The 18,701-nt window shown below is 72.1% G+C and carries 16 protein-coding genes; 7 read left to right on the top strand and 9 right to left on the bottom strand.

From position 1 onward, the window contains the following. The first annotated feature begins 141 nt into the window (after positions 1 to 141). From ACWGST_RS03930 to ACWGST_RS03910, 5 genes are read left to right on the top strand one after another with little or no spacing between them, the layout of a single operon-like run. A complete protein-coding gene (locus tag ACWGST_RS03930; protein WP_452045339.1) occupies positions 142 to 1,464 on the top strand; it encodes a hypothetical protein in 1,323 nt (440 codons plus the stop codon). After that, positions 1,461 to 2,147, top strand: coding sequence for a DUF4129 domain-containing protein (locus ACWGST_RS03925; protein WP_452045338.1), 687 nt, complete (start codon positions 1,461 to 1,463; stop codon positions 2,145 to 2,147). Before ACWGST_RS03930 ends, ACWGST_RS03925 begins: the two co-directional genes overlap by 4 nt. After that, a complete protein-coding gene (locus tag ACWGST_RS03920) occupies positions 2,144 to 3,466 on the top strand; it encodes a DUF4350 domain-containing protein (protein WP_452045337.1) in 1,323 nt (440 codons plus the stop codon). The genes ACWGST_RS03925 and ACWGST_RS03920 overlap by 4 nt, the downstream gene beginning before the upstream one ends. Next, positions 3,463 to 4,452 carry an AAA family ATPase gene (locus ACWGST_RS03915; protein WP_452045336.1) on the top strand — a complete coding sequence of 330 codons (990 nt, stop codon included), beginning with the start codon at positions 3,463 to 3,465 and terminating at the stop codon, positions 4,450 to 4,452. The genes ACWGST_RS03920 and ACWGST_RS03915 overlap by 4 nt, the downstream gene beginning before the upstream one ends. A gap of 18 nt (positions 4,453 to 4,470) precedes the next feature. Then, the gene (locus ACWGST_RS03910; protein WP_452045335.1) at positions 4,471 to 5,808 is read left to right on the top strand and encodes a DUF58 domain-containing protein; all 1,338 of its coding nucleotides are present in this window, start codon (positions 4,471 to 4,473) and stop codon (positions 5,806 to 5,808) included. Positions 5,809 to 5,985: 177 nt separating this feature from the next. On the opposite strand, the gene ACWGST_RS03905 is transcribed toward ACWGST_RS03910, so the two are convergent. After that, positions 5,986 to 6,981 (bottom strand): stage II sporulation protein M, encoded by a 996-nt coding sequence (locus ACWGST_RS03905; protein WP_452045334.1) that lies wholly within the window; start codon positions 6,979 to 6,981, stop codon positions 5,986 to 5,988. A gap of 17 nt (positions 6,982 to 6,998) precedes the next feature. Here ACWGST_RS03905 and ACWGST_RS03900 point away from each other — a divergent pair, with 17 nt between their 5' ends. Beyond that, positions 6,999 to 7,865 (top strand): RDD family protein, encoded by an 867-nt coding sequence (locus ACWGST_RS03900; RefSeq protein ID WP_452045333.1) that lies wholly within the window; start codon positions 6,999 to 7,001, stop codon positions 7,863 to 7,865. 62 nt (positions 7,866 to 7,927) lie between these two features. Here the strand turns inward: ACWGST_RS03900 and ahcY are convergent, their stop codons facing one another. The 3 genes from ahcY to ACWGST_RS03885 form a co-directional block, all read right to left on the bottom strand. Beyond that, positions 7,928 to 9,424, bottom strand: a complete 1,497-nt coding sequence (gene ahcY, locus ACWGST_RS03895; RefSeq protein WP_452045332.1) for an adenosylhomocysteinase — start codon at positions 9,422 to 9,424, stop codon at positions 7,928 to 7,930. A gap of 61 nt (positions 9,425 to 9,485) precedes the next feature. Then, entirely contained in the window at positions 9,486 to 10,967 is a 1,482-nt protein-coding gene (locus ACWGST_RS03890) for a phosphomannomutase/phosphoglucomutase (protein WP_452045331.1), read from the bottom strand. After that, positions 10,964 to 11,179 carry a DUF3499 family protein gene (locus ACWGST_RS03885; RefSeq protein ID WP_332064503.1) on the bottom strand — a complete coding sequence of 72 codons (216 nt, stop codon included), beginning with the start codon at positions 11,177 to 11,179 and terminating at the stop codon, positions 10,964 to 10,966. The genes ACWGST_RS03890 and ACWGST_RS03885 overlap by 4 nt, the downstream gene beginning before the upstream one ends. 63 nt (positions 11,180 to 11,242) lie before the next feature. Here ACWGST_RS03885 and ACWGST_RS03880 point away from each other — a divergent pair, with 63 nt between their 5' ends. Then, a complete protein-coding gene (locus ACWGST_RS03880) occupies positions 11,243 to 11,686 on the top strand; it encodes a hypothetical protein (protein ID WP_452045330.1) in 444 nt (147 codons plus the stop codon). 55 nt (positions 11,687 to 11,741) lie between these two features. Here ACWGST_RS03880 and ACWGST_RS03875 read toward each other — a convergent pair whose 3' ends face one another. The 5 genes from ACWGST_RS03875 to ACWGST_RS03855 all read right to left on the bottom strand — a co-directional run bounded on the left by ACWGST_RS03875 (position 11,742) and on the right by ACWGST_RS03855 (position 18,454). Further along, positions 11,742 to 13,235, bottom strand: a complete 1,494-nt coding sequence (locus ACWGST_RS03875; protein WP_452045329.1) for a DUF5719 family protein — start codon at positions 13,233 to 13,235, stop codon at positions 11,742 to 11,744. After that, positions 13,225 to 16,314 carry a glycosyltransferase gene (locus ACWGST_RS03870; protein ID WP_452045328.1) on the bottom strand — a complete coding sequence of 1,030 codons (3,090 nt, stop codon included), beginning with the start codon at positions 16,312 to 16,314 and terminating at the stop codon, positions 13,225 to 13,227. The genes ACWGST_RS03875 and ACWGST_RS03870 overlap by 11 nt, the downstream gene beginning before the upstream one ends. A gap of 113 nt (positions 16,315 to 16,427) precedes the next feature. After that, complete coding sequence (locus ACWGST_RS03865) at positions 16,428 to 16,748, bottom strand: WhiB family transcriptional regulator (RefSeq protein WP_452045327.1); 321 nt, start codon at positions 16,746 to 16,748, stop codon at positions 16,428 to 16,430. 154 nt (positions 16,749 to 16,902) lie between these two features. Continuing rightward, positions 16,903 to 17,871, bottom strand: a complete 969-nt coding sequence (gene galE, locus ACWGST_RS03860) for a UDP-glucose 4-epimerase GalE (protein ID WP_452045326.1) — start codon at positions 17,869 to 17,871, stop codon at positions 16,903 to 16,905. 292 nt (positions 17,872 to 18,163) lie between these two features. Beyond that, positions 18,164 to 18,454, bottom strand: coding sequence for a GIY-YIG nuclease family protein (locus ACWGST_RS03855; protein ID WP_452045325.1), 291 nt, complete (start codon positions 18,452 to 18,454; stop codon positions 18,164 to 18,166). Positions 18,455 to 18,701: the final 247 nt, after the last annotated feature.

Genomic DNA, 18,701 nt, shown 5'->3' with positions numbered 1-18,701 from the left:
TGCTTGCTCGCGGGTGCTCGAGCGCCGCTCCGAACAGGAACGCCGCCGTCGAAGACCACGGAACCGTGCCCTGTGGACGGTCGTCGGCGCGTCGGCGAAATGTGCAAGCATTGTGGAGTCCGCCGGAAGGAGCCGCACTTGGTGTCAGATCACGACTGGCAAGCGCCCGGCGGCGTTCCCGCCCAGCCGCCGGTTCCGGATCCCGCGCCTGCGCCCGCATTCGATCCAGCGTCCTTCCCGCCGCCGGTCGTCGCGGCACCGCACGCCGTTCCGCAGCCGGCCCAGCAGCCGATCTATCAGCCGGCGCCGCAGCCGTACGCGGGCATGACCTCACCGGCCCCGCCCTCGTACACCCCGCCGCCCGGCCAGCCCTACGGAGCACCGATCGGGTGGACCCCGCCGCCGAAGCCCGGCCTGCTGCCGCTGCGCCCGCTCGGGTTCGGCACACTGCTCTGGGCTCCGTTCCGCGTGCTTCGCCGCAACCCGGCCGCGACCTTCGGCACGGGCCTCGTCGTGCAGCTCATCTCGTTGGTCGCGACGCTCGCGGTCGTCGTGCCGTTCATGATCTTCGTGGTCTCGCGCGTCGAGGGCGCGACCTCCGACGACGCCGATGCGATCACCTCGGGCGCCGTCGGCGGATTCATCCTGCTCATGCTCGTGCCGCTGGCCATCTCGCTCGTGGCGAGCGCGTTTCTGCAGGGCGTGATGGTCGTCGAGGTCGCGAGCGGCACGCTCGGCGATCGCCTCGGGTTCGGCGCGCTGTGGAAGCGCGCCGCCAAGCGCATCTGGCCACTGCTCGGGTGGACGGCGATGATCACCGGCGCGGTCATGGTCGTGATTCTGGCGTTCGTGGCGGTCATCGTCGTCGCGGCACTCACGAGCCCGGCGACCCTCATCATCGCCATCCTGCTGTCGGTCTTCGCCGGCCTCGGCATCGCCGCCCTCGCCGCGTGGCTCGGCACGAAGCTCTCGCTCGTACCGAGCGTGATCGTGCTCGAGAACGCCGGCATCGGCACGGCGATGAAGCGCTCGTGGCGGCTGACCGATCGGTTCTTCTGGCGCACGTTCGGCACGCTGGTGCTGGTGGGCGTCATCTTGAACCTCGCGGCCCAGGTCGTCGTGCAACCCGTCTCGCTCATCGGCACGGTGCTCGCCGCGATCATCGACCCGACCGGCACCGGCTCGGCGATCGTCATCACGGTCGTGACCATGGTCGTCACCGTGATCCTCTCGCTCGTGATCGGCGCGATCACGGCGGTCGTGCAGGCCGCCCTCGTCGCCGTCATCTACATCGACCTGCGCATGCGCAAAGAGGCCCTCGACCTCGACCTCGTGCGCCACGTCGAACAGCGCGACTCCGGTCTGCCCGTGGGCGACCCCTACCGAGCGCCGGTGCCCGCGGCGCCTGCAGCTTCCGCGCCCGTGCCGCCGCCCACGCCACCCCCCGCGTACGGCCCCGCGTGATCGTCACCGTGCTTCGCGGCACTCCCCTCGACCCCGATGCGCCCGAAGCGCGTCGGTGGCTCGAAGAAGAGCTCACCAAGCCCGAGTACACGGCCGCCAAGCCGAGCCCGTTCGACCTCGCGATGCAGGCGATCCGCGACTGGTTCTTCGGCCTCTTCGACGGCGCCACGGGGCTGCCCGGCCCGGTGCTGTCGCTGCTGCTCGTGCTGCTCGTCGTCGCCGCGGTCGTCATCGGGCTGCTCGTGTTCGGGCTGCCGCGCCTGCGCCGCCGCCGGCGCGACGAGGTGCCGCTCTTCGACGACCACGACCGACGCGACCTCGAAACCCTGCGCCGGGCGGCCGCGACGGCGGCCTCGGCGGGCGATTGGCCGCTCGCCGTCGAAGAGCGGTTCCGCGCCGTCGTGCGCGGACTCGTCGAGCGCGAGGTCGTCACCGTGCACCCCGGCACCACGGCCAGGGCATTCGCGGATGCAGCGGCGACCTCGTTCCCCGAGAACGCAGGCGAGCTGCGCGCGGCCGCCGCAGACTTCGACGCCGTGCGCTACCTCGGCGCCCCCGGCTCCCCCGAGATGTACGAGCGGGTGACGCTGCTCGAACGGCGCATCGCCGACGCGCGACCGACGAGCCGGGGCGAGCACGAGACATCCGCTGCCGAGGTCGACCCCGTCGAGGTCGTTCGATGACGACGAACGTGACCGACGCCCACCAGACCGACGCGCCCCCGACCGGCGCGCCCGCTGTGACGCCGACCGTTCGGGGCGTGCTGCGGCGCGGCCGCACCTGGATCGTGATCGCCGCCGTGCTCGTGCTCGGCGCGCTGCTCGTGCTCGCGATCCAGGGCACGGCACGGGGGCCCGGTTCGCCGCTCGCACCCGACAACCCCGGCCCCGCCGGGGCGAAGGCGCTCGTCGAGGTGCTCGGCGCCCACGGCATGACGGTGACCGAGTCGCGCTCCCTCGACGCCGCGCTCGAGGCGGCGAGCACGGCGCACGCAGCATCCGGCGGTGTGACGGTGCTGCTCTACGACGAGTACGGCATCCTCGACGACGACGGGCTGACCGACCTCGCGAAGGCGGCCGACCGACTCGTCGTCGTCGAACCCGGATTCACCGCGCTCGAGACGCTCGCCCCCGGCATCCGCTTCGCCGGCGCCGCGAGCGGCCCGCTCGACGACGTCGACTGCGATCTCGGCCCCGCGACGCGGTCCGGGTCGATCTCAGACGGCCAGCGCCTCGTCACCGTCGACGACGCCGCGGCAGACGCCGGCTGGCAGGGCTGCTTCCGAGACGGCGACTTCGGCTTCGCCGTGGCGGCCGGCCCCGGCCCAGGCGGCAGCGAGGTGACGATCGTCGGCGCCACGACGATCTTCGCGAATGAGACGATCACCCGCGCCGGCAACGCCGCCCTCGCGATCGGACTGACCGGCGCGAGCGACGAACTCGTCTGGTACCTTCCCGGCCCCGCCGACGCCGCAGGCGCCGAGGCCCCGACCCTCGGCGAACTGACGCCGGGATGGGTGAGCCCCGTCATGGTGCTCGCGATCGTCGTGACCGCCGTCGCCGGCATCTGGCGGGGCCGCCGGTTCGGCCCCCTCGTCGCCGAACGGCTGCCCGTGAACGTGCCCGCCGGCGAGACGAGCGAGGGTCGCGCCCGCCTCTACGCGCGCACCGCGGCCCGCACGCACGCGCTCGACCAGTTGCGCCTCGGCACGATCCGCCGCGTCGCGCGGGTGCTGCGACTCCCCCGGTCTGCCGACGTCGATCAGGTGACGGATGCCGCGGCGCGCGCCACGGGCCGCGACGGGTCTTCGGTGCACCGACTGCTGGCGGACGCACTGCCCTCGAGCGATCGCGAACTCGTCGATCTCGCGAACGACCTCGCGCGCCTCGAAGCCGAGGTACGCCGTACGCTCGCTTCACCGCTCCCTGAGCCTGTCGAAGGGGGACGGGCCGCTTCGACAGGCTCAGCGACCGACACCGACCCCACAGGAAGGCGACCATGACCGACCCCATCCCCGCTGCACCGTCGACCGCGACCGACGACGAGCTGCGCGCCGCGCTCAACCGCGTGCGCACCGAGGTCGGCAAGGCCGTCGTCGGGCAGGACGGCGCCGTCACTGGCCTCATCATCGCCCTGCTGACCCGTGGCCACGTGCTGCTCGAGGGCGTGCCCGGCGTCGCGAAGACCCTGCTCGTGCGCACCCTCAGCCGCACCCTGCAGCTCGACACACGCCGCCTGCAGTTCACCCCCGACCTGATGCCGGGCGACGTCACGGGCTCACTCGCCTACGACCCGCGCTCGGGCGAGTTCGCGTTCCGCGAGGGGCCGGTGTTCACCAACATCCTGCTCGCCGACGAGATCAACCGCACCCCGCCGAAGACCCAGTCGGCCCTGCTCGAGGCGATGGAGGAGCGCCAGGTCTCGGCCGACGGCGTCACTCGCCCGCTCCCCGACCCGTTCATGGTCGCAGCGACGCAGAACCCGATCGAGTACGAGGGCACCTATTCCCTGCCCGAGGCGCAGCTCGACCGCTTCCTGCTGAAACTCGTGCTCGACGTGCCCGAGCGCGCCGCGGAGCTCTCGCTGCTTCGCCGCCACGCCGACGGCTTCGACCCGCACGATCTCGCCGCCGCCGGCGTCACCCCGGTGCTGGGTGCCGCCGAACTCGCGGCGGCCCGCCACGCGGCATCCGCTGTTCGTGTCGAAGACGACGTGCTCGGCTATCTCGTCGACCTCGCCCGGGCGACCCGCCGCAGCCCCTCGATGCGGCTCGGCGTGAGCCCGCGCGGCACGACCGGGCTGCTCGCCGCGGCGAAGGCGTGGGCCTGGCTCACGGGGTACGAGTCGCTCACGCCCGACCACGTGCAGGCGATGCTGCTGCCCGTGTGGCGCCACCGCGTGCAGCTGCGGCCCGAGGCCGAGCTCGAGGGCGTCTCGGTCGACGCGGTGCTGGCGTCGATCATGCAGCAGGTGCAGGTGCCGCTCTGAGATGACCCGGATCCTCTGATGGCCCTGACCGGTCGGTTCGCACTGCTCGTCGCCCTCGGCGTCGTGCCCGTCGTCGTCGCGGGCGCGAGCGGCGCGCCCGCGGCCTGGCTCGCGCTCGTCGGCTGGCTCGTGCTCGTGATCGGCGCGGGCGTGCTCGACCTCTCGCTCGCCGCCTCGCCGCGGCGAGTGGCGCTGCGCCGTGAACTGCCCGACCGGGTGCGGCTCGGCGAGTCCGTGACGGCCGTGCTCAGCGTCGAGAACCTCGGGCAGCGGATGCTTCGCGCCACCGTCCGCGACGGCTGGGAACCGTCGGCCGGGGTCGCCGGACCGAACCGCACTCGGCTTCGGGTGCCGCCGCTCGAGCGACGCCGCTTCACCATGCAGCTGACCCCGTGGCGGCGCGGCGACCGACGCACCGAGCAGGTCACGATCAGGTCGGCAGGCCCGCTCGGGCTCTGGGCGCGGCAGGCGACCCTCGTCGCGTCGGGCCGGGTGCGCGTGCTGCCGCCCTTCCACTCGCGCGTGCACCTGCCGTCGCGGCTCACCCGGCTGCGCGAGCTCGACGGGCGCACGCCGTTGCTCATCCGCGGGCAGGGCACCGAGTTCGACTCGATCCGCGAGTACGTGCGCGGTGACGACGTGCGTTCGATCGACTGGCGCGCGACGGCGCGGCACACCGACCCCGAGGTGCCGGGCGGCACGCGGCTCATGGTGCGCACCTGGCGGCCCGAGCGCGACCGCCGCATCGTGATCGTCGCCGACACCTCGCGCACGGCGGCCGCACGCATCGCCGACGAGCCTCGCCTCGACACGGCCTTCGAGGCGTCGCTGCTGCTCGCCGCGCTCGCCTCGCACGCCGGCGACCGGGTCGACTTCTTCGCGTGGGACCGCCGGCTCCGCGGCCGGGTGCACGGCGCGAGCGGGCCGGAACTGCTCGCCCGCATGGTCGACACCATGGCCGGCATCGAAGCCGAACTCATCGAGGCCGACTGGGCGGCCGTGCCCGCACAGGTGCGACGCATCACGAGCCGGCACGCTCTCGTCGTGCTGCTCACCGCAGCGGATTCGCCGGGCAGCGCTCGGGGGCTGCTCTCGGTGCTGCCGCAGCTCACCTCGCGGCACACGGTGGTCGTGGCGTCCGTCGCCGACCCCGCGCTCATCGACGCAGGCCGGGCTCGCGACGACCTCGCGCAGGTCTACACCGCCGCGGCTGCCGAACGCGGGCTGCTCGACGGCGAACGCGTCGGCGCGGCGGTCCGCCGGCTCGGGGCGCTCACCGTGACGGCGGCGCCGCACGAGCTGCCGCCGGCGCTCGCCGACCTGTATCTCGAGCTGAAGGCCTCCGGCCGGCTCTGAGCCGGCGCGGCATCCACTGTCCGCTCGTGCCGGAGGCGGAGCGCACTGCGCCCACCCGATTGCCCTGCACCCACCCGACTCTCGCGCGAACGGGCACTTGATGCCGCCCCTACGCACCTGAGGCGGCATCTCCTGTCCGCTCGCGCCAGGGGTGGAGGACGCGCGCGACGCGCGCGCTCAGCCGGCCACGATGCGTTGGGCACCCGCGTCAAACTCGACGAGGTCGCCGGTCTCGCCGGCGCGGCTCGCGCGCCCGCCGAGCACGAGCATGTACGCGAGGAACCCGGCGAGCGCGACCACGCCGATGCCGATCTTCACGGGCCACGGCCACGGCGCGGGCGTGACGAAGCCCTCGATCAGGCCTGAGACGAAGAGGAAGAACACGAGCCCGATCGCCACACTGAACAGCGCCCGTGCGTCTTCGGCGAGCGCCTCTCCCCGAGATCTCGCGCCCGGCGCGACCCACGACCAGAAGATGCGCAGGCCGGCCGCGGCGGCGACGAAGACGCACGTGAGCTCGAGCAGCCCGTGGGGGGCGATGTAGAGGAAGAAGGTGTCGGCCTCGTCGTAGGCGAACATGACGGCGGCGTTGATGCCGAGGTTCTGCGCGTTCTGCAGGATCACCCACGGCACCCACACCCCGAGGATGCCGAAGGCGACGCACTGCGCGGCGATCCAGGCGTTGTTCGTCCAGACCGCGCCGGCGAACGAGGCCGCCGGGTTCTCGGAGTAGTACGCGACGAAGCCCTCTTCGGCGAGCTGGCGCAGTTCGCCTTCGCTGCCGATGCCCGCGAGCACGCGGGGGTCGGCGCTCACCCACCACGCGTAGAGCGCGGCCACCACGAACGTGACGACCGCGACGGCGAGGGTCAGCCATCGCAGCCGGTAGAACGCGGCAGGCAGGCTCACGACCGCGAACCGCGTGAACTGTCGCAACGGATTCTCGGGCGCGCCGGTGAACGCGAGCCTGGCGCGGGCGAGCGTGACCGAGAGGCGGTCGCCGAGCGCCGACGAGCCGGCGGTCGCCTGCACGAGCGAGAGATCGGATGCCGCGCTCTGATACCGCTCGATCAGCTCGTCGGCCTCTGCGCCGTCGAGCCTGCGGCGGCGTGCGAGCGCGTCGAGCCGCTGCCAGTCGTCATGGCGGGCGGAGGCGAGAGCATCGAGGTCCATCTGCTTGAATACTACCCATGGCCGAAGCCCCCGCGATCGCCCCGAGCCCCGCCCGAGACGTCGCGTCGAGCGCCGCGCGATTCGACGACGAGGGTGTCGTCACCGGCGAGGCCGTCGCCCTCGACATCCGGCCTGCGAGCGCCGTGATCCGCGCCGGCGGAGCGGCGATCGACGTGCTCGTCTCGGTGCTGCTCATCGTCGGGCTGCTGCTGGCGCTCTCAGGGCTCGGCATCGACCCGAAGGGCTTCCAGGCCGTGCTGATCGCGGTCATCGTCACGTGCATCGTGATCGTGCCGACCGCGGTCGAGACCGCCTCGCACGGCCGCTCGCTCGGCAAGCTCGCGCTGGGTCTGCGGGTCGTGCGCGACGACGGCGGTGCGATCGGGTTTCGGCACGCGTTCATCCGTGCGCTGACGGGTGTCGTCGAGATCTACCTGACGTTCGGCGGCCTCGCCGTGCTCGTCGGGTTCCTGAACCCCTCGTCGAAACGGCTCGGCGACCTGCTCGCCGGCACCCACGGCCAGGTCGAGCGCGTGCCGAAGTTGCCGTCGACCGCGTTCGGGGTTCCGCCCGAGCTCGCCTCCTGGGCGGCGATCGCCGATGTCGGGCGTCTGCCCGACCCGCTCGCGCGCCGGGTCGCGGCGTTCTTCACGAACGCCGAGCACCTCGTGCCAGAGAGTCGGGCGCGAGTCGCGGCATCCCTCGCCGGTGAAGTGGCGCCGTTCGTCTCACCGCTGCCGGCCGCGCCGCCCGAGCGATTCCTCGCCGGCGTCGCGGCTCTGCGGCGCGAGCGCGACGCCGCCGCGCTCGCGCTCGTCGACGCGCGCATGGCGTCGCTCGCGCCCGAACTCACGGCGACGCCGCCGGGGTTTCCGGCCCGCTGAGCCGGTCCGCTCGCTGAGCCTGTCGAAGCGCCCTCCCCTTCGACAGGCTCAGGGAACGGGAATCAGTAGCGGTAGTGGTCGACCTTGTAGGGGCCCTCGACGGGCACGCCGATGTAGGCCGCCTGCTCGGGCGAGAGCTCGGTGAGCTCGACGCCGAGCGAGTCGAGGTGCAGTCGCGCGACCTTCTCGTCGAGGTGTTTCGGCAGCACGTACACGCCGACCGGGTAGGCCTCGGGCCGGGTCCACAGTTCGATCTGGGCGAGCACCTGGTTCGTGAACGAGTTCGACATCACGAACGACGGATGCCCCGTGGCATTGCCGAGGTTCATGAGACGCCCCTCGGAGAGCACGAGGATCGAGCGGCCGGTCGGCAGGCGCCACTCGTGCACCTGCGGCTTGATCTCGACCTTCACGGCGCCCTCGAGCGACTCGAGCCCGGCCATGTCGATCTCGTTGTCGAAGTGGCCGACGTTCGCGACGATCGCGAGGTGCTTCATGCCGAGCATGTGCGACGTGCGCACGACGTCCTTGTTGCCCGTGCAGGTGACGAAGATGTCGACCTCGCCGACGACGTCGTCGAGGCGGGCGACCTGGTAGCCGTCCATCGCGGCCTGCAGCGCGCAGATCGGGTCGACCTCCGAGACGATGACGCGCGCGCCCTGACCGCGCAGCGCCTCGGCCGCGCCCTTGCCGACGTCGCCGTAGCCGACGACGAACGCGACCTTGCCGCCGATCAGCACGTCGGTGGCGCGGTTCAGGCCGTCGGGCAGGGAGTGACGGATGCCGTACTTGTTGTCGAACTTGGACTTCGTGACCGAGTCGTTGACGTTGATCGCGGGGAAGAGCAACTCGCCCTTCGCATGCAGCTCGTACAGGCGGTGCACGCCGGTCGTGGTCTCCTCGGTGACGCCCTTCAGCTCTTCGGCGATCCGGGTCCAGCGGTGGGAGCTGAGCTCGAGCGAGCGTCGAAGCGTGTCGAGCACGACCCGGAACTCGTGGCTCGCGTCGGCGGCGGCCGCCGGCACGGCGCCCGCCGCCTCGAAGTCACGGCCGTGGTGCACGAGCATCGTGGCGTCGCCGCCGTCGTCGAGGATCATGTTGGGGCCGATCCAGTCAGCTCCGGCCCCGCCCGCCGCGGCCGCAGCGGCCTCGGCCGACCAGTCGAAGATGCGGTCGGTGCACCACCAGTACTCTTCGAGCGACTCGCCCTTCCAGGCGAAGACCGGCACGCCGGCGGGCGCGTCGACGGTGCCGCTCGGCCCGATGACGACCGCGGCGGCCGCTTCATCTTGCGTCGAGAAGATGTTGCAGCTCGCCCACCGCACCTGCGCGCCGAGCGCGACGAGGGTCTCGATGAGCACCGCGGTCTGCACCGTCATGTGCAGGCTGCCGGCGATGCGGGCGCCCGCGAGCGGCTTCGACGCGCCGAACTCGGCGCGGAGCGCCATGAGGCCCGGCATCTCGTTCTCGGCGAGCCGCAGCTGGTGCCGGCCGGCCTCGGCGAGCGAGAGGTCGGCGACCTTGAACGGAAGGGCTGTGGTGGCGGGCAGCGTGGTCATGTGCCCATTCTCGCAGGCCCGACAGGTGGTCGCGGGCGCGCGTCGCTACGCGCCGCGCGGGTCAGCCGCGGATGAGGGCGAGCACCTCGTCGCGGATGGCCGCCATCGTCGCGGCGTCGCCGCCCTCGGCATTCAGTCGCAGCAGCGGCTCGGTGTTCGAGGGGCGCACGTTGAACCACCAGAACGCCTCGTCGCCGGCGGTCACGCCCGTCACCGTCAGCCCGTCGAGTTCGTCGAACTCGGCCCGGTCGGTGAACGCCTCGACGATGCGCGTGTACGCGGCGGGCACGTCGTCGACGACCGAGTTGATCTCGCCCGAGAGCGAGTACGGCGTGAACCGGGTCGACATCTCAGACAACGGGGCATCCTGCGCGCCGAACTCGGCGAGCACGTGCATCGCGGCCAGCATGCCGTTGTCGGCACCCCAGAAGTCGCGGAAGTAGTAGTGCGCCGAGTGCTCGCCGCCGAACACGGCGCCGGTGGCCCGCATCTGGTCTTTGATGAGCGAGTGCCCCACACGCGTGCGCACGGGCGTCGCGCCGGCGGCCTCGATCGTCTCGGACACGAAACGCGAGGTGATGAGGTTGTGGATCACCGAGACATCCGCTTCGCCGGCCGCCCGCACGCGCGCGATCTCGCGAAGCGCGACGATCGCGGCCACCGCCGACGGGTTCACGGCACCGCCGCGTTCGTCGACGACGAAGCAGCGGTCGGCGTCGCCGTCGAAGGCGAGCCCCAGGTCGGCGCCGTGCTCGACGACCGCGCGCTGCAGGTCGACGAGGTTGGCGGGTTCGAGCGGGTTCGCCTCGTGGTTCGGAAACGTTCCGTCGAGTTCGAAGTAAAGCGGCACGATCTCGAGCGGCAGCTCGGCGAGGCCGGCCGCCGTGCCGAGCACGGCGGGCACGGTGAGGCCGCCCATTCCGTTGCCTGCGTCGACGACGACCTTGAGCGAGCGGATGCCGCTGAGGTCGACGAGTGATCGAAGGTGGGCCGCGTACTCGGCCAGCACGTCGACGCTCGTGACGACGCCGGGCGAAGCGACCGCCGGCACACCACCCTGCTCGAGGTAGTCGGCCGCACGGTCGCGGATCGCGGCGAGGCCGGTGTCGAGCGAGATGCCCTGTGCGCCGGCGCGCGAGAACTTGATGCCGTTGTAGGCGGCGGGGTTGTGGCTCGCGGTGAACATCGCCGCAGGCGCGTGCATCGAGCCCGAGGCGAAGTAGCTCTCGTCGGTCGAGCAGAGCCCGATCGAGACGACGTCGGCGCCGCGAGCCGACGCGCCGCGGGCGAAGGCCTCGGCGAAGCCCGGCGAGGAGTCGCGCATGTCGTGCCCGACGACGACCCGGCCCCGATCGCCGGCCGCGCCTCCGCCTGCGCCGCTTGCGCTCGCACCTGCACTTGCGCCGACCTCGTCGACGAACGCCGCGGCGAGCGCCTCGACGGTCTCGACGGTGAGCCCCTCACCCACGATTCCGCGAACGTCGTAGGTCTTCACGATGGCGTCGAGGCGCGCGCGAGCGCCCGATGGTGCAGCGGGGTTCATGCCTTGAAACCTACCTCACCGATGCTGACGTGGCGCACGACCTGCCACCCGACCGGCGCAGAGGTGCGCTCGGCGTGGCGAGCGCAGAGGTCGTAGCCGTGGGGCTCGCGAGTGGTGGCGAGCGGGCCGAGCACCGCCATCGAATCGGCATAGTCGAACGTCAGCGTGGCGACCGCTTCGGCAGCGCAGGCAGTGCGCGAACAACGTCTCATGGCTCCACCAGAATAGCGATCGCGGCGGCCGGTCGACGCGAACGACTCGATACGATGGATGGCATGCCCCGACCCCGTCGCGCCGCCTCAGTGCCGCGCTCGCCCCGGCGTCTCGCGAGAGACCGGCACGGTCGAGGGCTCCGCTCCGCCGTCACCGGCCCGCACCTGCCGATGCTGCACAACCGGCTCGACGACTTCGACATGACGGTCGGCACGACGGCCGCCTACCTGCGGGGCCTCTGGCCCGAGCTCGAGGGCGTCGTCTTCGAGGTCGCGCAGGGCCCTGCCGAGGCGATCCACGACGACCACATCGACCGGTGGAAGGTCTTCCACGACGAACGCCGCATCGTCTTCTACCGGCTGCCGATCGTGCGCTTCCTGCGGCTGCAAGAGGGTGAGGAGCGCGAAGAGAAGCTGCTCATCGAGAGCTGCGTCTTCCGCGCGATCGCCGACCTGCTCGGCAAGGATCCGTGGGAACTCGCCCCCGGTCGCTACCGGCACCTCTGAGATCTGCTCCCTGAGCCTGTCGAAGGGGCGCTTCGACGAGCTCAGCGACTGGGAGCTACCGCGGGAACACCCGGATCGGCGAGTCGAGCGGCCCCGGCGGCTGCACCCCGAACGCCGCGAGCTCAGCTTCGCCCGCGAACGTCACGGCCGCGTGCACACCCGCGACGCCGTCGAGCGTCACGATGGCGCCTTCGTCGACGTCGACGGATGCCGCTGAGCCCGACTCGATCGTCACGGCCCGGGTCTCGCCGTCGACCGAGTACTGGACCTCGGCGGCGTCGTCGCCCTCGTTCGCGAGGTGCAACGTCGGCGACGGCCCATCGGGCACCGCGATCACCGCGGTGTCGAGCAGCGGCGCGGTCGACACGAACCAGGCGAAATCACCGGATGCCGCGACATCCGTCTGCCCCTGTGCGCCCTCGTCTGCGGAATCGGAGCCGGCGGCGACGGCGGCCGTCGTCGCGCGGGCCGCGGCGACGATCGGCCCGTCTGCGTCGAGCCGCACGGTGTAGGCGCCGGCGTCGAGCACGCCGAGCGGCACGTCGGTCGTGCGCCCGGGCTGCAGGGTGAGCTCGATCGTCGAGCCGCTGCCGCCCGCCTCGGGCACGACGCCGATCGACACGTCGACCGGGTCGTCGCCCGTCGCGAGCAGTCGGGCTGCGGGGTGGTCGTCGCCCTCGGCGTGATCGTCGGTGGGGTCGACGCCGCCGGCCTCGGCGACGACGAAGCCCGGAATCACCTGTCGGCTCGCGGGCATCGCGGTCGCGCCGGTGAACTCGACGCCCGACGGCGCGAGTCCGTCGACGGCCGACTGCTCGAGCGCCGCGGCGATCGTGCCACCGGTGCTCGTGACGTGTACGACGGGCGAGGTCACATTCGGCGCGATGCCGGCGAGCGAGACGACGCGCTGGCTGCCCGCGGCAACGATCATGCCGAGCGCGGAGCCCGCCTCGACGGCGCCCGCCTCGCCGATCACGCGCACGTCGACGGTGGCGGCGACGTCGGTGGGGTTCGAGAGGGTCACGAGGCTCGTGCGGCCGAGGGTGGTCGATCCGGCGACGAGCCACGACTCCGAGGTCGCCTCGGCGCACGTGGACGCGGTGAATCCTGCGATCGTCTCGGTGTCGGCCGACTGCGACTGGGCGCCCGCGAGCAGGCCTGCGTCGACCGAGCCCGGTTCGACGGCGAGCACGACGGGTGTGCCGTCGCGGTCGGCGCGGGGGTTGCCGGGTGCGTCGAGGGGCGTCTCCGAGATCTCGGCGTCGTCGGGCTCGGCGCCCGAGATCACGTCGGCCGAGCCGATCGACGACGCGGTCGTCGCGGCGGCGGCGTCGTCGGCGAGGGTCAGCAGCGGACCGGGGCAGACCCGCTGCTGGCGGCTCTCGGCGGGCTGCACGACGAGCGACGGCGGCGTCACGCGGTGCTCGGGCCACGGCACGAGGGCGGCGGCGCCGAGCGCCGCGACGGCGATCGCGGCCGCGATCACGAAGCCGGCGGCACGACCGCCGACGCGGGCGATGGTACGGGCGAGCGAGCGATCAGCGGGCATCGTCGTCTCCCTTCGTCTTGGTCGGCTGGTCGGTGGGCTTCTCAGTCGGCTTCTTCGGCGGCCTCGAGGTCGGCTTCTCAGACGATTTCGCGGTCGGTTTCTCAGTCAACTTCGCGGTCGGCCTCTCGGCCGGGCGATCGGATGTCTCGGGGCCCGTGTCCTTCGATTCGGGAGCCTCCACCGACGAGTCCTCCACGGCCGCGTCCTTCGATTCCGGAGTCTCGACGGCTGCGGGTCGGCCCCGCCCGCGCCACGTCTTCCGCGGGCGTCGCGGCGCCGGGCGGCGGTCGGCCTCGCGGCCCGCGCCGGTCGGGATCGACAGCAGCAGCGTCGCACCGAGCACGATGAGCTGAATCGCGGTGATCACGCCGGTCAGCGCACCTCCCGCGTTCGGCGGGATCTGTGCGGCCGCGGCATCCGGTTCTGCGGCACTGAATCGCCACAGCGTGCCGAAGTCGGTCTCGCCGACGGCCGTGAGCGCGGCGTTGCCGTCGAGCGCGGTGCGCGCGCGCACCGCCGTCGCCTCGGCATCGCGGTCGTCGTCGGCGGGAGGGGCGAGCAACACGAACGAGACCCCGAAGTCGCGGATCGCGGCATCCGGATCGAATCCGCTGCGCGAGGCGAGATTGCCGGCGACCTCGGCCAACTGCCGTTCGTCGTCACTCATCTCCTCGAGCGTCTGCTCGAGCGTCGACTGCTCGTCGAGCGTCGTGCCGGCACCGCGTTCGAGCGTTGCCCTGATGCTGCCGTCGGCCTCGGGCTGGATGCGAAGGGTCGTCACCCGCGGGTCGGTGTCGGCCTCGGCGCCGACGAACGCCGGCAGGGTGCGCTCGGCGGCGGGCGCGATCTCGGTCTGCGCGGTGGCGAGGCCGAGTCCGGTCGGCAGCACCGCGGCGACGACACCGGCGGCGACGAGCCACGCGAGCACGGCGCCTCCGCGACGCACGGCGCTCAGGGCGATGACGGCCGCGAGCACGAGGCCGAGCCAGAGCAGGCTCTGGCCGCCGCCCGTCCAGAGTTGCACGGCCTCGGGCCCCGCGACCGCGACGGCGATCTGCGCGGTCGCCACGGCCGTCGCGAAACCGAGCAGGGCGAGGCCGAGGGCGAGCACGGCACCGCGGATTCCGGGAGCGAGCACGGCCGCGAGCGCGGCGATGATGAGCGGCGCGACGAGCAGGGTCAACACGAGCGCGGGGTCGATTGCGCCGGAAGCGCCCGCGCCGCCGCCGAGGAACGCCCCCCAACCGCCCCACGCCGCACCGGGGAAGCCGAGCGCGAGCTGCCACGCCGACGGCGCCACGCTGCCGAGCGGCAGTCCGGGGTCGGCGAGCAGCGCGAGCGGGGTGCCGCGGCCGAGTTGGGCGAACACGAGCGGACCGAACAGCACGACCGACGGGATCGGCAGGCCGGCCAGGCGCACCGCCGCCCGCCCGCTCACGGCGAGCCCGACGAGCCAGGCGACGAGCAACGCCGGTGCGAGGCTCGGTGCCGCGGCGATCACGCCGGCGAACAGCAGCGACGCCGTCGCGGCGGCCGCCCACGACGTCGCCGCCCCGAAGACCGCGAAGGCGAGCCAGCCCAGCAGCACATGGGCGATCACGGCGCCCGGTCGGCCATCGGCGAGGGCGACGAGCAACGGCGGGGCGAGCCCCCACACGAGCGCGGCGACCGCACGGATCGAACCGCGCTCGGTCAGCCGCGACGCGGCGAACCAGGCGCCGAGGGTCGCGGCCGGCACCGCGAGCAGCCAGAGCAGCACGAGCACGAACGACGGCGCCCAGAATGTGATGGAGCCGAGGACCGCCAGCACTCCGGCGAAGGGGTCGGCCGCGCCGACGAACCCCGGGCCGATATCGCGCCAGCCGTAGGCGGCGTTGTGCCACAGCTCAGCGAGGCCGCTCGACAGCGGCAGGATGCCGCCGCCACGCAGGCCCGTCGCGCCGAACAGCCAGGAGAAGAGTGCGACGGATGCCGCGATCGACCCGAGCAGCACCCAGCCGCCGCCCGTGCCGAGGAACTGCAGTTCGTCGGTTCGACCGCGCGCCCGGGCTCGGCGCGCCTCTGCGGCATGCTGGCGTCGGCGGCGCACCTCGTCGGGCGGCATCCGCAGCGGTGCGATCGCCGACCATCCGGTCGTGCGCGCCGCCTTCAGGCGCTTGCGGGCTCGCGGCACGCGCGCTCCCGAGAACATCGTGCCGAGCGCCGCCGAGAACTCCCCCGTGATCGCGCCGGGCGACTTGACGAGCAGCAACCGGATCGAGCGGATGATCGCGAGCGGCAGGTAGGTGAGCCAGTGCACGGGCACGGCGACGGCGGGCGCGTAGACGAGTCGCCGGTGCAGGGCGGCCGCGCGGACCGCACGGGTGCGACGGCGGCTCGCTCGGGCCCGCGGGTCGGCGGGCGGCCCGACGACGCCGTCTCCGGCGAACACCACGTGGGCCTCGGGCACCACCGACACCCGGTGCCCGGCGAGGCGCGCGCGGATCGAGAAGTCGAGCGCGTCGTCGACCGTCGGCAGAGCCGGGTCGAAGCCGTCGAGCGCACGCCAGACGGTGTGGCGCACGAGGATCGCGGCAGGATCGAGGCCGAGCACATCACTCAGTCCGTCGTGCTGGCCCTGGTCGAGTTCGTCGGAGACGAGCGACACGCTGCGACCGAACCGGGTGATCGTGCGACCGAAGGTCGCGATGCGGTCGGGCGCGTCCCACTCGCGCAGCTTGGGCCCGGCGATCGCCACGGACTTCGCCGTCTCGAGGGTCGCCACGAGGCGTTCGAGCGCGTCGGGCGCGGGCGCGGTGTCTTCGGCGAGCAGCCACAGCGCGTCGGCATCCGACGTCGGGGAGTCGAGCGTGCGTTCGGCGGCGCGCACGGCCTCGCCGAACGAGAGGCGCTGCGAGAGCTCGACGATCTGCGTCGGCGACGACGCCGCGGCGAGCTCCCTCGCCTCGGCGTCGGCCTCGGTGAGCACGACGACGAGCGCGTCGGGAACGCGACGCTGAGCTCGAATCGCCTCGAGGGAGCGTCTGAGGTGGTCGCCACCGTGATGTGCGACGAGGACGGCGGTGACTCTGGGGAACATCGCAGTCAGCCTAAGCGGCACACCACGCGGCATCCGTCACCCGACCGGGCGTGCCTCTTTTTCAGGAAACCGGGCGACGCGAGCGCGGAGCCTGCCGAAGCAGACTCCGCAGCTCAGACCGCTCGCTTGCGAAGCTTGCGGCGCTCCCGCTCGGAGAGCCCGCCCCAGATGCCGAAGCGCTCGTCGTTGCCGAGCGCGTACTCGAGGCATTCACCCCGAACTTCGCATCCCGTGCAGATCTTCTTCGCGTCCCTCGTCGATCCGCCCTTTTCAGGGAAGAACGCCTCAGGATCGGTCTGCGCACAGAGCGCGTCGCTCTGCCATGCCAACGGATTGTCATCGTCTGCAACCGAACGAACCCCCGGAACGCCGAGCCTGACCGGATCGACGAACCAATCGTCAGGTACTCCAGAACGATATTCAGGATTGCCCATATCGTCTCCCACCCAGTTGTACCGACCACCCAGAGGGTGTGTCACGACCAATTACACCGTTGTAATTCCCGTGAGTCAAGTCGCAGATGGTAAACCCTCAATCGGCCGTCGAGGCTTGAAGCCGGTCTCGACACGCCGGGACGTTGAGCATACGTTATGAATCGGATGCCGCGCGGCGGGCGTTCCACGCACTCTCGACCATCTCGGGGAGCGTGTGGCGCATGCGCCAATCGAGGTCGCGAGCCGCGAGCTCACCCGAAGCGACGATGCGCGCGGGGTCGCCGACGCGGCGCGGGCCGACCTCTGGCGCGAATTCGATGCCGGTGACCTCGGCGACCGCTCGCATGATCTCGCCGACCGAGACGCCGTCACCCGATCCCAGGTTGTACACGGGTTCGAGCGGCTCGCCCGCGTCGAGTCGCCGCGCCGCGACGACGTGGGCCTCGGCGAGATCGGCCACGTGGATGTAGTCGCGCACGCACGTGCCGTCGGGCGTCGGGTAGTCGCCGCCGTTGATGCGCGGCGTGCGGCCCTCGAGCAGCGCGTCGAAGACGAGGGGGAAGAGGTTGTGCGGGCTCACGTCGAAGACCTCGGGCGTGCCCGAGCCGACGACGTTGAAGTAACGCAGGCTGGTGTTTCGCAGGCCGGCCGACTTCGCCTGGTCGGCGAGCAGCCACTCGCCGATGAGCTTCGATTCGCCGTAGGGCGATTCGGGATGCTTCGGGGTGGCCTCTGTGACCAGGTCGACGTCGGGCGTGCCGTAGACGGCCGCGCTCGACGAGAAGACCATGCGGTCGACGCGCTTCGACTCCATCGCCGCGAGCAGGGTCATGGTGCCGGTCACGTTCTGCCGGTAGGTGTGCAGCGGCCGCTCGACCGAGACGCCCGCGTACTTGAAGCCCGCGAGGTGCACGACGCCCTGCACGCCGTGCTCGTCGATCGCTCGCTCGATCGCCGAGCCGTCGAGGATGCTGGCGTGCACGAACGGGGTTCCGGCCGGCAGGAACTCGTGTCGACCCGACGACAGGTCGTCGAGCACCACGGCTCCGATGCCCTGCGCCGCGAACGCGCGAACGACGTGCGCTCCGATGTAACCCGCTCCCCCGGTGACCAGCCAGCTCATGTTCCCGCCTTCCGGCGCGGTGTCTCCGGCGCCCAGACGAGCCTACGGCAGCCCGCCTACGCCGCTGAGTCCGTCGCACGGGCCCCGCTCCCTGAGCCTGTCGAAGGGAGCCGCCCGCTCCCTGAGCCTGTCGAAGGGAGCCGCCCCGCTCCCTGAGCCTGTCGAAGGGAGCCGCCCCGCTCCCTGAGCCCGTCGAAGGGAGCCCACCGCGAAAGGCCCTCGCTTCGACAGGCTCAGCGACCGAAAGGGGCAGAGACGCCGCTTCGACGTGCCCAGCTGCCGCGCACCCAGGTCACTCCTCAGCCCGACGCGAAGACGAGAGCCCGGGTAATAGCACCCCCTCGCCCGCGATCAACGCCTCCTTCTTCGCCCGACTCCAACCCTGCACCTGCTTTTCACGGATGAACGCATCCTCGACGCGATCCAAGAACTCGCAGTACACGAGCTCGACCGGGCGATGCCGGCGGGTGAAGTTCGCGCCGACGCCTTCGTTGTGCTGCCAGATGCGGGCCTCGAGTTCTTGCACTGTACTGCCTGTGTAGTACGCGCCATTGGCGCATCGGAGGATGTAGAGCCATGCCATTCCCCTATGATCGCGATCGTCGGTTGGACGCGGGTCGGACGAGCGCGACTGCGTGTGTAATATCGGCGATCGGACGCTGGGGAGGACGAGTCTCTCTCTGCACACTGAGCCTGTCGAAGGGAGCCATCCGTGAACGTCGTCGCTTCGACAGGCCCAGCGACCGGAACGCGTGCGTGTCGCTTCGACAGGCTCAGCGACCGAAACGCGTGCGTGTCGCTTCGACAAGCTCAGCGACCGAGAGACGTAG

The organism is Agromyces sp. NPDC055520, assembly GCF_053619715.1.
This window is presented reverse-complemented; position numbering and strand designations above follow the sequence as displayed.

Bases quoted from the DNA above. Each gene is read 5' to 3' on its own strand.
- ACWGST_RS03920 (WP_452045337.1), top strand. From the start codon at position 2,144: ATGACGACGAACGTGACCGACGCCCACCAGACCGACGCGCCCCCGACC.
- ACWGST_RS03915 (WP_452045336.1), top strand. From the start codon at position 3,463: ATGACCGACCCCATCCCCGCTGCACCGTCGACCGCGACCGACGACGAG.
- ACWGST_RS03910 (WP_452045335.1), top strand. From the start codon at position 4,471: ATGGCCCTGACCGGTCGGTTCGCACTGCTCGTCGCCCTCGGCGTCGTG.
- ACWGST_RS03905 (WP_452045334.1), bottom strand. From the start codon at position 6,981: ATGGACCTCGATGCTCTCGCCTCCGCCCGCCATGACGACTGGCAGCGG.
- ACWGST_RS03900 (WP_452045333.1), top strand. From the start codon at position 6,999: ATGGCCGAAGCCCCCGCGATCGCCCCGAGCCCCGCCCGAGACGTCGCG.
- ahcY (WP_452045332.1), bottom strand. From the start codon at position 9,424: ATGACCACGCTGCCCGCCACCACAGCCCTTCCGTTCAAGGTCGCCGAC.
- ACWGST_RS03890 (WP_452045331.1), bottom strand. From the start codon at position 10,967: ATGAACCCCGCTGCACCATCGGGCGCTCGCGCGCGCCTCGACGCCATC.
- ACWGST_RS03885 (WP_332064503.1), bottom strand. From the start codon at position 11,179: ATGAGACGTTGTTCGCGCACTGCCTGCGCTGCCGAAGCGGTCGCCACG.
- ACWGST_RS03880 (WP_452045330.1), top strand. From the start codon at position 11,243: ATGCCCCGACCCCGTCGCGCCGCCTCAGTGCCGCGCTCGCCCCGGCGT.
- ACWGST_RS03875 (WP_452045329.1), bottom strand. From the start codon at position 13,235: ATGCCCGCTGATCGCTCGCTCGCCCGTACCATCGCCCGCGTCGGCGGT.
- ACWGST_RS03870 (WP_452045328.1), bottom strand. From the start codon at position 16,314: ATGTTCCCCAGAGTCACCGCCGTCCTCGTCGCACATCACGGTGGCGAC.
- ACWGST_RS03865 (WP_452045327.1), bottom strand. From the start codon at position 16,748: ATGGGCAATCCTGAATATCGTTCTGGAGTACCTGACGATTGGTTCGTC.
- galE (WP_452045326.1), bottom strand. From the start codon at position 17,871: ATGAGCTGGCTGGTCACCGGGGGAGCGGGTTACATCGGAGCGCACGTC.
- ACWGST_RS03855 (WP_452045325.1), bottom strand. From the start codon at position 18,454: ATGGCATGGCTCTACATCCTCCGATGCGCCAATGGCGCGTACTACACA.